This window comes from Sphingobacterium griseoflavum, from assembly GCF_014653155.1.
Classification (GTDB): domain Bacteria; phylum Bacteroidota; class Bacteroidia; order Sphingobacteriales; family Sphingobacteriaceae; genus Sphingobacterium; species Sphingobacterium griseoflavum.
This window is the reverse complement of record NZ_BNAF01000008.1, coordinates 237,497-250,454: the sequence shown is the minus strand read 5'-3', so window position 1 is coordinate 250,454 and position 12,958 is coordinate 237,497. Positions and strand designations below refer to the sequence as shown.

Below are 12,958 nucleotides of genomic sequence, written 5' to 3'. Positions count from 1 at the left end.
AAATTTGTGAAGCAAGGGGCTGATCTGCAGAGCGATCTGGACCGTTGGCTGTACGTGCTGAAGAACATGTCCGAGCTGGCCGGTCTTCCGGTGCACCTGCGGCAGCCCATCTTTGAGCAGCTGTTCGAGATAGCTGCCTACACGCAACTGAACAAGGAGGAACGCCATATGTACGATGTAAGTTTGAAACGCAAGTGGGATGCCGCAGTCGTGCGGAAATACCAGGAACAGGAGCAGGCAAAAACCAGGGAGGCGCTGAAAGCTGCGGAAACCGCCCTAAAAGCTGCCGAGGCTGCCGAAGAAGCCCTCGTAACAGGCCTGAGAGAAGCCATGGATAAAGGCCGGGCCGAAGGCTTGGAGAAGGGGTTGGAGCAAGGCTTAGAGCAAGGCTTAGAGCAAGGTATGGAAAAGGGTATGGAGAAAGGATTGGAGCATGGCTTAGAGCAAGGTGCACACAGAAAGGCGATTGCGATTGCCACCACCATGAAGAAAAGTGGCATTTCTGCCGAAGATATTGCTATCTATACGGGTCTTTCCCTTGCTGATATCGAGGCACTGAGCAGTAGTAAGTAATATGTAGTGAGAGGCATCGCGCTATTTGCTGGCGCGCGCTTGCTGCCCTTGCATGCTGGAGGCTAACCCCTCACAAACCCTTCCGCCGCTCGCCGCGGCAGGGCATCACTTTTGAAGGCCAAAAGTGATCAAAAGCCTTTGTCTCCTTGAGGTGCTTCGTCGCACAGGTCCGCCCTGCGCAAAGCACCCTGTTTGGCCGAAGCCGGAATAACGCCGCCATCGCTTTGGATGCGATGTCGACATGATTCCATGCTTGCCCTGCACTCATCCCCCCAAACATGCTCTTTGCCAGCCAGCACTGTTAAGGAGACCTAAAAGTTCCGTTTTACGCTTTTCCTTATCAACGGCTATCGTTCGCTATCTTACAGTAATGCAGATTGCGATCATCAGCAGCAAACTATTATTGCTTCTGCTCACTATTTAATAGCGGCACGACACGTCCCCCTCTCACTTTATCACCTTCTCGCTTCTTCACCTTCTCACTTCTTCACCTAATACGCAATAGCTTTAGCATAACGCGAAAATCAGCAGTACGCTCACTATCGCTTCTGCCCAACATTAACAGCAATGTCGCATCGTTTTTGTTGCGTCTGTAGAAACTTGCCTTTTTGCTGGCGCGGGGTTGCTGCCCAATCCTTAGGCAGCTTTCCCGTCCCTTCATCCCTTCCGCCGCTCGCCGCGGCAGGGCATCACTTTTGAAGGCCAAAAGTGATCAAAAGCCTTTGTCTCCTTAAGGTGCTCTGTCGCACATGTCCGCCCTGCGCAAAGCAACCTGTTTGGCCGAAGCCGGAATAACGCCGCCATCGCTTTGGATGCGATGTCGACATGATTCCATGCTTGCCCTGCACTCATCCCCCCAAACATGCTCTTTACCAGCCAGCACTTGCAAGGAGACCTAAAAGTTCCGTCGGACAGTGTTCTTTATATTTCAGTGATCGTGCGCTATTTACAGTAATGCGATAATCAGCAGTACCCTCATTATCGCTTCTGCCCTTACTTAACAGCAATGTCGCATCATTTTTGTTGCGCCTGTAGAAACTTGCCTTTTTGCTGGCGCAGGGTTGCTGCCTAATCCTTCGGCAGCTTTCCCGTCCCTTCATCCCTTCCGCCGCTCGCCGCGGCAGGGCATCACTTTTGAAGGCCAAAAGTGATCAAAAGCCTTTGTCTCCTTGAGGTGCTTCGTCGCACAGGTCCGCCCGGCGCAAAGCACCCTGTTTGGCCGAAGCCGGAATAACGCCGCCATCGCTTTGGATGCGATGTCGACATGATTCCATGCTTGCCCTGCCCTCATCCCCCCAAACATGCTCTTTGCCAGCCAGCACTTGCAAGGAGACCTAAAAGTTCCGTTATACGCTTTTCCTTATCAACGGCAATCGTTCGCTATCTTACAATAATGCGAAAATCAGCGATACACTCACTATCGCTTCTGCCCCTAATTAACCGGGATGTCGCATCATTTTTTTTGCGTCTGTAGAAACTTGCCTATGCACTGCCCCATAAGGATGCATGTCGCTTCCGCGGGGTTGCTGCTCGACCCTTCGGCAGCTTTCCCGTCCCTTCATCCCTTCCGCCGCTCGCCGCGGCAGTGCATCACTTTTGAAGGCCAAAAGTGATCAAAAGCCTTTGTCTCCTTGAGGTGCTCTGTCGCACGGGGCCGCCCTGCGCAAAGCACCCTGTTTGGCCGAAGCCGGAATAACGCCGCCATCGCTTTGGATGCGATGTCGACATGATTCCATGCTTGCCCTGCACTCATCCCCCCAAACATGCTCTTTGCCAGCCAGCACTGTTAAGGAGACCTAAAAGTTCCGTTATACGCTTTTGCTTATCCACGGCTATCGTTCGCTATCTACAGTAACGCGAAAATCAGCAGTACGCTCACTATCGCTTCTGCCCAACATTAACAGCAATGTCGCATCATTTTTGTTGCGCCTGTAGAAACTTGCCTATGCACTGCCCCATAAGGATGCAACAAAAATCAGCGACGGGGTTTTGGTTACTTTTGCCCTACAAAAGTAACGCCCCTGTCCCGGGCTTAGGGACGCCCTGTCCCGGCGAGGGACATAAGCGTATTGGTCATGCATATTGGTTATGGCGATACGGCAACCTATTATTTGCGGCGGCAGCAAAATCCTGTCCCGGGCTTAGGGACAACCTCGTCCCGGCGAGGGACATAAGCGTATGGGTAAAGCATATTGGTTATGGCAATATGGCTACCGATTATTTGCGACGGCAGCAAAATCCTGTCCCGGGCTTAGGAACGCCCCGTCCCGGCGAGGGACATAAGCGTATGGGTAAAGCATATTGGTTATGGCAATATGGCTACCTATTATTTGCGGCGGCAGCTCAACTTTTGCCCTACAAAAGTAACGCCCCTGTCCCGGGCTTAGGGACAACCTCGTCCCGGCGAGGGACAATCGGATCGCGGGATTACAAACGGCAGTACATCCTGCCGGAATCATCAACTCCTATTTGTATTTCAAGATAAGCTCAGCCCTACTACTCACCTGCAATTTCTGATAAATATTACGAATGTGGTATTTCACGGTATCTACGCTGACAAACAGCTTACTGGCCACCTCTTTATAAGAAGCGCCGGCCTGCAACATGGATACGATCTCAATCTCGCGTGGCGTGAGCTGCTCCGTTTTTTCATATTTGCTGCTTCCCAGGGCAGGGTTGAAATGTTCAAAAACCAAACGGGCAACTTGCGGACTCATAACCGAGCCGCCGTTCATAACCTCCAGAAGTCTCTCTTCAATCTGCGGCAGTGGCGTCCCTTTAAGTAAGTAGCCCGAAGCGCCGGCACACAAGGCTTGGAAAACGGCATCTTTGTTCTCGAAGACGGTAAACATCACCACCTGCACTTCCGGAGCCCGTCGTTTTACATACCAAGATGTTTCAATTCCGGATTTCCCCGGCAGACCGATATCGCTCAAGACAATATCCAGTTGCTGTGACTTCCAACGTTCGGTTAACGATTCGTAGGAGTTCGCCGTTAACTGCAAATCGAAAAATTTCGATACGCTGAAAAAACTCGTTAAGAGATCCAATACATGCTGTCGATCTTCGACAATAGCCAAACGGTATTTTCTATTCATTTTCATTATTATATACTAAGCCTGCACATCTTTCAGGGCATAAGAACCCAGGGGTCTATACAAGGCACTAATAAATATCCAAAGACTAAATACGAAATAAAACAAGCTGACCCAGATTACCTGATACACATCCCGCATAATGAAAGAGGACTGCAATTGATTGAAAAGCAAGCTAAGGACCAAACTTGTTTGCATAAGCAGGTGCAAAGAGTAAAAGCAAGCATACCAAACCATGTAACTCTTTACGGAAGGAGCCAAGGGTGAAAATCGACCATCATGCACGTATATTAACCTCCATTGCGCCATTAAATATACAAAAGCTAAAAAGAATCGAAGGATATAATGCCATTTCTGATCAATGTATCCAAATTGATGCAAAACACCCATCTTCATATCCTGCACCACTTCATCCAGTAGAGCTTGCTTCTCTGTCAGGGGTGCCATCGCATACGGCATGACATCAATAACACCTAATACGAACGGCAGCAGATGCAGCCACCAGTATTTTGGGTATTTGCTATGGGGAAACAACGAAAATTGTGTCGCATAAAATGTTGCTGGTCCGATGAGGTAATAAAAAGGAATACCCTTATTATACAAATTTGGAAATGCGCGGATAACACCGGTGTAGATCATCACATAGACCAATGCGTGCCAAAGCAAGGCTCCCGCGGCGATACAGATCAACAATTCGGCCTTTCTGTTGTGCTGCCGTAGGTTTAACAGTCTTATCGCCACGCCTATCAAACAGAGCAGCACACCTGTCAACGCTAAAGCAACGGCCAAATTTCGCAAAGCATTTTCCATTATTTATCCAATTTATGTAGAGCAGACCACCTTACTTTAGACCTTCGCGAAGGCACTTTCAATTCAATGACAAAGCATTCCTGCTCCATCCACCTAGATATTGTGCCACCTATTTGGTTTACACGTGCCTCCATATTGGCCATGCCCTGTCCTGTGCGCCATTTCCGGTTTTCGGCATGCGCTATAAGTCCGTTATTGCTCACGCGCAGGCGTAGTTCGCCATGCTGCACATGCAGTAAGATGTCTATCCGAGAGGGCTGCGCATGTTTACAGATATTATGCAGCATCTCCTTGAAGAGCAGGTATACCTGCTGACGCACAATTTGTCGCAGACTTTTATCGTAATCGATAAGCACGTCGAACACAATTTGTGCACCCAGCGGTTCCAGCATATTTGCTGCAAGAAATTTAATGCGGTCTTCCAGGCTACCTTGGTAATTATTTCGCCCATCTATGGACCAAACGATATCATCCATCATCTGCGTGGCTTCGCGGCTGAACTTTCCGATCGACAATACACTTTCCTGCATAGGTGCTTCCCCACGTAGCATGAGCAGATCAGCCTGCATGGATATACCCGTCAACAGACTTCCTACCTCATCATGGAGATCACTGGAAATCTGCCTACGGAGGAGTTTTTCATTTTTTTTTCGCCGGTTACGTTCAAAAAGTACATAAGTGGTTATTGCGCCGGCGCCCAGCAGCAGCAAAAAATAGAAACCTTGTGTTTCCATGAATACCGGCGGCTTCTTCACCAGCCAACTCCACGTTTGCGTACGAGCGGTATTGCTCGGACTGACTTGCACGAAAATGCGGTACTCTCCGGCAGTCATTCCCGAAAGGTTTATTTGATTAGAAACAGGCATCTCTTGATAGCCATCCATAAGCGGCTCGATCTTATAGTGCATCGCATAGCCTTGCCGGTAGTGGTTTACGCGCGCAAAATCCAAGGTAAACATGACCGCATCGCGGGGCAGCTCCATCGTGTCCCGCAACTGTAGCCAAGCGTAATTATGCTGGAAGAGATTTGTCCGCATGCCGATATGCATGGAAGACACCGTCGGTGTTGCGGCAAAGTCGCGTTCGGCCACTTGCAGCAACTCCTGTGGATCAAAAGCCACATAGCCCTGCGTTCCTCCCATAAAGAGTTTTCCTTTGGCATCGTCGTGGTACAGGGCTTTATGGTTAAATTCCTCAAAAGGGAGACCATCGGCGATATGATAGTTGTAGATTTTATTTTGGGTGATGACCGATAGGCCGCGGTGCGTGCCAGCAAATATCGTCCCGTTGTAATTGAAAAGCTGATAAACGATATTACTGGACAACCCCTGCTCTACGCGGAAGACGCTAGCCGTGCCCTTATCCAATACGACGAGTCCTCTGCCCTTGGTTGCCAGATAAACCTTGCTTTGGTCGCAGACATGGTCGTAGATGGCGAGATGTGCATGATCCAAAGGATAAAGCTTTTCTACACGCATCTGCCTGTAGACAAAATAACCGTCTTCACCAGAAAAGCTCAACAGCCCGTTTTCATACCGAATGGACAAAACACGCATCCCCTCTCCGGCGATGCGCCCATCCCGATCCAGCAATGGCGTCACTCTCCCAGAGCGCAGCGTATATTTCCAAATACCATTGGCAGTTCCCACGAGCATCGTTTCCTTGTCAAAGCGAGATGCACAATATGCCATGGTACTGAACTGGTCTCGGTATTTCAAGTCTACCGTTATGGGTGCCGGCACATATCGCCCGTGCTGGAGGTACCCCAAAAATTCCCCTTCAATCACGGCGATGGCTGTATCGGGAGCCAGCGAAAAAAAAGCATAGTAATTTTTTTCGGGCGCTTCGATAAAGGCACGCAGCCCACCGGCAGGAGATAGCAGGTGCAGGTGTCCGTAGCCACCGATAAAATACTGACCCTGCTGCTTAACCATGCCGCGGGCACTGCCGCACTCGATAAAGTCGAATGATACTTCTGCCGGGAAAACGGCATACAAACCTTGGTCTGTCGAGAGTAACCACTCATCGCCGCTACGTTGCCAATTATTCAGCCGCTTGTACAGGATTTCCTCCGCCAGGCGGTGATCCCCTTCGTTCATCTTGGTTAGGGAAAGATCCCGAGTGTGCTCCGAATACCGCCCTTTTTGGTGAAAAAACCGTAGCCGATCTCCCTCCGCAAACGCCCAATGGTTCCAGTTGGTGAAATCATTCTCGTTCGTACTCCTAAATCTAGAAAGCACGAAATGCCTTCCATCGTAAATATAATAGCCATCCCGATAATTACGGAGCAGCAGCCCTCCTTTTAGCGGCAAAAGATCTTCCAGCTTATCAAAAATGCGCGAAGGAATGGCACACAGACGTCGCTTCTCGCGCTTTCGATCGTAATGGTATAGCCTTCCGTTGATCGCTAGCCACACACCCTCTTCATCTGCTACGAAAAGCCTCCCAACGGGCGTCCTCCCCAGGCCTTTGGTGTAGTCAAAACTAAAGAGGAATTCCTTGCCGGTAGCGGTAATCTGAAAAACTTCACCCCTATCTGTTGCCATAAAAAAATCGCCCTTCACTTCCGCAAAGCCTATAGCTTTGTGCTGATGCAATCTTTGGGCGTAGGGTTGCTCATCGCAAAATTGCCAGGTAGCCAGATCAAAGATCAAAAGTCCATTTCGGGTATTTAGCCATAGGCGCCCCCAAGGGTCAATCGTTAAATCTTGGATCTCATCGAAGGGTAAACGACCGGGATAGAGTTTTGCAAAGGACAGCACATGTACACCATCATAGCGGAACAGCTCTCCGCCTGCAACAGCCCAAATCATGCCAGCGGGATCTTTTGCCGCACGGCTGAACATGGAATGTTCCTTGTCGATACCGTCCAGCACACGTACCTGCCTGTAGGGCGACTTCGCAAAACAGCTCCCAAGGCCGCATACAAACATGCAACAGCACAAAAAAATGCTAATGGATCCAAATGATCGATTTCTCATGATGCGAAACTCGCGTAAGCTTAAGGCACCTTAACAATTGGTAATCCTGCCAATGGGCGATAAGTGTAGTTATCGAGCAAGCAGCAAGAGGTTAATGGCTGAGCAAAGAAAAGTTTTACACAACGTTTTCTTTCGAAAGGTCAAGTTACCGACGTAAAGATACATATTTTACGCGGTCAAAAAAAAGTGACATACATCACAAAGCGACATGTTGCAGCGGATTCCCGAAGGGCACGCCGACACCTGCATGCGCCAGCCGTAGACCAAAAGTAATAGAGGCCCATAGCCGCCGTGCAAGGGTTGGCTGGCTCTTGCATGGCCGCGATGGAAATGCGACTGCTAAAGGCGTATGCGGGGTATCTTTTATCGCAACAATTGGAGTCGTCTAGATTGCTGCAGCTGCTTTATGGGCTACATTATTTCGCTATGGTGATGACTGCTCTACTTAAGCGAGGATCATCATAAAACATGTTATCGACCCCCCCTTTGTAATCGACTTCAAGCTGTGAAGCCGGCACATTAAATTCCCGCACCAAAACGTTGTATATTGCTTCGGCGCGTTCGCGGCTCAAGCGTTGGTTAGTCGCTTTGCTTCCTGTGCCTTTATCAGCATAACCAACAATATGGTAGCGTAAAGCTGGGTTGCCTTCTCTGATGATTTTTGCAAAAAAACCAAGATTGACACGCGCCTCGTTGCTAACCGTACTTTTGTTGATGGGAAAGGTCACCAAAATCGGTGCGGCCAAGATATTTTTCTCGACAATGACATCTGTTACGGAGCTATCCTTCGCCTGCGCGAGTTGTTTACGCAGCGATTCGTTGCTTTGCGCCAACTCATTTACCCGTGCACGCAACGCACTGATCTCCGCAGAATTATCATAGCGGATCGTTGTCGTCGTTTCTTTGCCCCAATCGCGTTTCCCGATCTTATACACCAAACCTACCGCTGCAGTAAGCATACCTTCATCCTTACGCCCGCCAAGTTCTCCATCAAAGCGGTCTTGTACCATACTTCCACGTAGATCCAAGGTGAGGTCCCATGCGCGGTTCAAACGAAATTTGTTAAAGAGTCCGATATTGGCGCTCACTTCGTTTGCCGTGGGTTCCTCCCAGGTAAACATGTATCCAAGACCTACATAAGGACTAATTTCATAAAACCTATCGGGTTTATACCCCTTAAACAGCGTCGTAAAATTGAAGAGTACATCGCCGTGCAGATTGAGGTAGTTGAACTCCTGGTTATATAAACCTTGCGAAGCATCATAAATGACACCTGTGGAATGGCTTCCATTTTGTGTGACCCCTTTGTTTTGTATGCCATTGATAGCCAACCGGGTACCTATGCCCGGTGTAAACCACTTGCCGACAAAAAATTCATAAGCCGGGACCAAACGATCGCCAAAGTTCATCTGCCGGTTATGGTCACCGTAAAAAAACTGCGCGCCCACCCCTGCGCCAACAAACCAGTTGTCGGCAAACTTGTTGGTCACGACACGGTGCTTGTCTGCACTCACCTCCACCGTAGAATCGGCAGTAACCTTTGAAGATTGGGCACGTATGCCCGAAAATACAAAGGTCAACCCAAGACCTAGCATCAGTATTTTCATAAGTAGCAGTTTTAAACTATTTAATTTTTATAAGCATATACCTCGCGCGCGCTGGATGAACATCCCCGTGAATTGGCGATTGTAGTATAACAGCTACAAATTAATCAATAATTTTGTAGCACACAAGAATAGATCAATAATTTTTTAAAAAAATTAAACGCTACCGATATGCCGCGCCCAACAGGCGCAGCGGAAAGTGGAATGGATGGGCTCCTAAAGGCCGGGATGCGACGTGTGGAGAATGTTACGGTAAAGATGGATTTTCTGTTGGGTCTTCCGCACCATCTTTAAGGCGTTTTAGCACGTCGTAATGTGCGACAACATCGCTTGGAGAAAAGCGTCGTTGCAGTGCCCGTCTAGGGCCCCTGCGGGGAGGTGCTTCCCACCGCGGACGATTCCAATCCTGGTAGTTGATCTTATAAACAATCCCAACGGCAGCGGTAAGCATGCCCTCATCTTTCCGCCCGCCAACTTCGCCATCGAAGCGATCATTGACCATACTGCCTCTGAAGTCCAACGTAAGATCAAGAATTGGGTTGATATAAAGGGTTTGGAATAGCCCGAGGCTTGCGCTGATCTCGCGCGCACGCGGGCGCTGCCAAGTGGCCATCAGCCCCATTCCGATATAGGGTATGGCATGCCAGCGTTGGTAATCATATCCGGCAATCATATTCATCAAGTCGAATAGCACATCGCCATGGGCATGCACATAGTTGAATTGTTGTTTATCCAACCATTTTGTAGCGTCGTAAACCTCGCCTGTTCCATGGCTGCCATTTTGGGTTAATCCTCGGTTTTGCAAACCGTTCAAGCCCATGCGTAATCCCAACCCTGAAGTAAACCACTTGCCTCCGTGGAGCTCATAGGCCGGTACAAGCCGATCAAAGAACCGCATATTCCGGTTGTGATCGCCATAATAAAATTGCCCGCCGACACCGGCTCCTACAAACCAGTTTTCGCTCCAGCTGCTTCCCCCGACACGATATTGAGCCCAGGTTATTGTGCAGCACGACAGGCAAGCTGCGCAAAGCAGAAAACGTTTTAAATCATGTAATTTCATCTATAGTAATTAACAAAACATGTGGAAATGATGGACGCGTTGAACATGTGCAGCTATTTTAAGCAAAGCTTTTCTTGTCGAACGACAAACATCTTGATATCCTGTTTTTATTCGACCGAACGAGCAAATTGCACCAACAACCTGATTTATTTGCCTGTGGACCGAAAATAGCGATCAATCAACCGTTGCCTTTCTTTAAGCCACTTGATAAGGCTTACCGTGGAAACATTATATATTCTGGAAGCTTCTTCCAAAAAAAGTTCGCCACACACGATCTTAAAAACGATTTGATCTTTTTCTGTTTCTGTATATCTCTTATGCATCACACCTGTAAATCAAGCTTTAAATCCACGTCACGCGAATTTATACCATTCCCCAAAAAACAGTTTGCCATAGATTATCCAAAGGTATAGTTTTACGCAGCGGAGGCAAACAAATGGAGCGAAAAGAAAAATATATGTAGGTTAAAATCTACAGTGTGCGCAGAAAAAAAATAGTTGCGCTATGCTGTTTTAGAACCAATATAGCGCAACAGGTGACAAGATTTTTTGCTAGTACTAAGGTACAGTCGTCGTAGGTACCGCAGGATTACGGACGCAGCGGACGTTTCTATAGCCTGATTCCAACAAGGATATGCCCAACAAACTAATGTTATTCAAAACGGCTACAGATACCTGGGTACTTTGTTCTGCTGGGTCCAGGGCTGGTATTACACCTGCAGGCTTATCAGTCATTAGATAGAAATAGGTTCCTATGCCTGCCACCACATTTATCACCTGATCGTCCGCCCAAAGGTGCGCACGGGTGTTTTGGTGGTTGTAGGACAGACTAACGTTTAGAACACCACCTATCAAACCTAAAACGTTACCAAAGCCATTCGCGTAAAAAGTGAGCTGAGTTCCTGCGTAGGGAGCACCGATGCCCGTCGCTGCGGTGTAATTGATATGTCGATTCCCAGTCGACACAAATGTATGCGCCGTAGGCAATATGCTTTGATATTCATCGGGTGATGGGGTTCGCCATGCGTTCGCGGGATATACTTGCCGACAAGGGTCTCCTGTTCCCGCTTGCCCACTGGGCAACAAACCACGCCAAGGCCAAAAGCTTTCGCGCGCCGTTTGTGAGCCATTTGTCGCGTAAAAGCGGTACGGGTTATGACCTGTTGCACTATTTCCATTTAGATATAAGTTGTTGCGCGCCCAACGTGCCGTTCCCAAGGTAAGAGGAGATTCGATCAGGTCGATCCGCGCTTTCTTACTGCCGCCCAAGGCGGCGAAAGCCGTTACATTAAATTGAAAGGCCGCCTGCTGACCGGTAAAATTCCGAGGAGTGGCGGTGCCATATGGGGTTACGGAGAGATTTGTCAACGTGACCCGCATCGTGGGTATCGCGGTATTGCTGAGCGTATAGTAGTATGCTACTTTTTGATCTCCCGTTGTGGTTCCGGGGAGGTTAGGCAAGTTCGCCGCTGTCAACACGGGCGTTGTGTAGGTGCTTGCACCAGAAACAGCACCCGTGCGGAGGTCGCAGGTCCCGGATGTGAAGTAATTGCCTCCCAACGTGACGGTCACGGCGCTGAGCGTGGAGAACATCCCCATGGTGTTTACTTCCACCGCTACGCGATTGGTTCGGTGCTGCAGGACGACATTCAGCGGTGTATTTCCACTCGCCGTGATTTGCCTTGTGCCGGATGCCGTGATCAGGTCGCGCGTTGTACCCGTCGGCACGACGGGGTTGTTGTAATTGGCCAAATCGGCTACATCGAGCGTATCGTTATAGGAATATGCATACCAGGTATAGGTTTCGCCACGCGCCACGTTGATGCGAAGTGGACTCCCCACAATACCTTGCTGCGAGTCATGGAACGTTCCGTTCGCGCGATACAATACGATTCTATATCGAACGCGAGGGGCTAGCGGGACAGCTGCCATGCGTTTTCCTCCAGCAGTATTTCTAACTTGGTTCACCTTGGGCAATCCGTTGACGGCATAATCATCATCCACGGGTTGTTCAACCTGCGCGTCAAAAGCAGGAAAAGAATAGGCCTGAGTCTCCCCCTGCAGCAGCTGAGCCGACTGGGATTTCCTTCCTGCACTGGATTGCAGCAGTAGTTCTTCCGATACCTCTCCCTCTATGCCAGTTAGATTTACCGTGATTTCCGTCATATCTCCTGCAACAGATTCCTCACTTGTGCCTTTTGAACAAGCCGCCTGCAGCAGCAGCAACGCTGTCGCCACAAAAAACACGGCGAATTTCGAAACGTGTAGTTGTCTTTTCATAAACGAGCTTTCCGATAGTTCATGCCTCTGTTTAAAATTCCCCTAGCCTACTGCCCATGTCCTCGTCGGAGGTCCAGTCTTCTACCTGCGGTACGTCAGGTTGGCCTCCCGGCCCTCCAGAAATGGTTGCAGAAGCTGCAGCGATGCTACTCTCCAGCTCAATGGAATACATGAGCACACCCGGAGGCAGGTACAAACGTTTCACGGTATCTTTCATAGCCGAATCGATTTGCGACCAAACCGCCAAAGAGCCTGTGAAAATTCGGCTGCATCGATATTTAGGCATGGCAAGCGTAAAGCTGTGAACGGGGTCACGACGCGTGCTACCTAAATGTCTATGCTTCCTATGATTTTCACCCGTTGACGAGAATACAGGTCAACGTTTGCTCCGACGGTTAATCGAATTAACAATATTTTCATAAGCGTGATTGTCGCATCGCCAAAGTGCGGCGCTGTGCAATCGTTCATAAGCATTTGATAGTACTTCTATCAATTTCTGCTACAAAGCTACAATGAATTTTGAAAAGTTGTATCTTTTTTAAAAAAAATAAAA

At 48.9% G+C, this 12,958-nt stretch carries 12 protein-coding genes; 2 read left to right on the top strand and 10 right to left on the bottom strand.

Features of this window, described 5'->3' with window-relative positions; all coding sequences use genetic code 11:
- The coding region (locus IE165_RS12305; protein WP_189626919.1) for a PD-(D/E)XK nuclease family transposase at positions 1-573 on the top strand (573 nt) is incomplete at its 5' end.
- 70 nt (positions 574-643) lie between these two features.
- On the opposite strand, the gene IE165_RS12300 is transcribed toward IE165_RS12305, so the two are convergent.
- The 3 genes from IE165_RS12300 to IE165_RS12290 all read right to left on the bottom strand — a co-directional run bounded on the left by IE165_RS12300 (position 644) and on the right by IE165_RS12290 (position 2,326).
- A complete protein-coding gene (locus IE165_RS12300) occupies positions 644-841 on the bottom strand; it encodes a hypothetical protein (RefSeq protein WP_189626918.1) in 198 nt (65 codons plus the stop codon).
- Between the two features lie 389 nt (positions 842-1,230).
- Complete coding sequence (locus IE165_RS12295; protein WP_189626917.1) at positions 1,231-1,425, bottom strand: hypothetical protein; 195 nt, start codon at positions 1,423-1,425, stop codon at positions 1,231-1,233.
- Positions 1,426-2,131: 706 nt separating this feature from the next.
- Positions 2,132-2,326 (bottom strand): hypothetical protein, encoded by a 195-nt coding sequence (locus IE165_RS12290; RefSeq protein WP_189626916.1) that lies wholly within the window; start codon positions 2,324-2,326, stop codon positions 2,132-2,134.
- Between the two features lie 210 nt (positions 2,327-2,536).
- Between IE165_RS12290 and IE165_RS12285 the strand changes: the two genes are divergently transcribed.
- Complete coding sequence (locus IE165_RS12285; protein ID WP_189626915.1) at positions 2,537-3,058, top strand: hypothetical protein; 522 nt, start codon at positions 2,537-2,539, stop codon at positions 3,056-3,058.
- On the opposite strand, the gene IE165_RS12280 is transcribed toward IE165_RS12285, so the two are convergent.
- From IE165_RS12280 to IE165_RS12250, 7 genes are all read right to left on the bottom strand, one after another.
- Positions 3,039-3,671: a response regulator transcription factor gene (locus IE165_RS12280; RefSeq protein WP_189626914.1), complete on the bottom strand. Its 633-nt coding sequence runs from the start codon at positions 3,669-3,671 to the stop codon at positions 3,039-3,041. The genes IE165_RS12285 and IE165_RS12280 overlap by 20 nt on opposite strands.
- A gap of 15 nt (positions 3,672-3,686) precedes the next feature.
- Positions 3,687-4,478 (bottom strand): hypothetical protein, encoded by a 792-nt coding sequence (locus IE165_RS12275; RefSeq protein ID WP_189626913.1) that lies wholly within the window; start codon positions 4,476-4,478, stop codon positions 3,687-3,689.
- Positions 4,478-7,411, bottom strand: a complete 2,934-nt coding sequence (locus tag IE165_RS12270; RefSeq protein ID WP_189626912.1) for a sensor histidine kinase — start codon at positions 7,409-7,411, stop codon at positions 4,478-4,480. The genes IE165_RS12275 and IE165_RS12270 overlap by 1 nt, the downstream gene beginning before the upstream one ends.
- 464 nt (positions 7,412-7,875) lie before the next feature.
- Positions 7,876-9,066, bottom strand: a complete 1,191-nt coding sequence (locus IE165_RS12265) for an OmpA family protein (protein WP_189626911.1) — start codon at positions 9,064-9,066, stop codon at positions 7,876-7,878.
- A gap of 244 nt (positions 9,067-9,310) precedes the next feature.
- Positions 9,311-10,126 (bottom strand): hypothetical protein, encoded by an 816-nt coding sequence (locus IE165_RS12260; protein WP_189626910.1) that lies wholly within the window; start codon positions 10,124-10,126, stop codon positions 9,311-9,313.
- Positions 10,127-10,683: 557 nt separating this feature from the next.
- On the bottom strand, positions 10,684-12,405 hold the full coding sequence (locus IE165_RS12255; RefSeq protein ID WP_189626909.1) for a hypothetical protein: 1,722 nt from the start codon (positions 12,403-12,405) through the stop codon (positions 10,684-10,686).
- A 31-nt stretch (positions 12,406-12,436) separates the two neighbouring features.
- On the bottom strand, positions 12,437-12,622 hold the full coding sequence (locus IE165_RS12250) for a hypothetical protein (RefSeq protein WP_189626908.1): 186 nt from the start codon (positions 12,620-12,622) through the stop codon (positions 12,437-12,439).
- Positions 12,623-12,958 lie beyond the last annotated feature (336 nt).

Excerpts from the sequence above, each read along its gene's own strand:
- IE165_RS12270 (WP_189626912.1), bottom strand. The coding sequence starts at position 7,411 with ATGTTTGTATGCGGCCTTGGGAGCTGTTTTGCGAAGTCGCCCTACAGG.
- IE165_RS12300 (WP_189626918.1), bottom strand. The coding sequence starts at position 841 with ATGAGTGCAGGGCAAGCATGGAATCATGTCGACATCGCATCCAAAGCG.
- IE165_RS12250 (WP_189626908.1), bottom strand. The coding sequence starts at position 12,622 with ATGAAAGATACCGTGAAACGTTTGTACCTGCCTCCGGGTGTGCTCATG.
- IE165_RS12260 (WP_189626910.1), bottom strand. The coding sequence starts at position 10,126 with ATGAAATTACATGATTTAAAACGTTTTCTGCTTTGCGCAGCTTGCCTG.
- IE165_RS12280 (WP_189626914.1), bottom strand. The coding sequence starts at position 3,671 with ATGAATAGAAAATACCGTTTGGCTATTGTCGAAGATCGACAGCATGTA.
- IE165_RS12285 (WP_189626915.1), top strand. The coding sequence starts at position 2,537 with ATGCAACAAAAATCAGCGACGGGGTTTTGGTTACTTTTGCCCTACAAA.
- IE165_RS12255 (WP_189626909.1), bottom strand. The coding sequence starts at position 12,405 with ATGAAAAGACAACTACACGTTTCGAAATTCGCCGTGTTTTTTGTGGCG.
- IE165_RS12290 (WP_189626916.1), bottom strand. The coding sequence starts at position 2,326 with ATGAGTGCAGGGCAAGCATGGAATCATGTCGACATCGCATCCAAAGCG.
- IE165_RS12275 (WP_189626913.1), bottom strand. The coding sequence starts at position 4,478 with ATGGAAAATGCTTTGCGAAATTTGGCCGTTGCTTTAGCGTTGACAGGT.
- IE165_RS12265 (WP_189626911.1), bottom strand. The coding sequence starts at position 9,066 with ATGAAAATACTGATGCTAGGTCTTGGGTTGACCTTTGTATTTTCGGGC.
- IE165_RS12295 (WP_189626917.1), bottom strand. The coding sequence starts at position 1,425 with ATGAGTGCAGGGCAAGCATGGAATCATGTCGACATCGCATCCAAAGCG.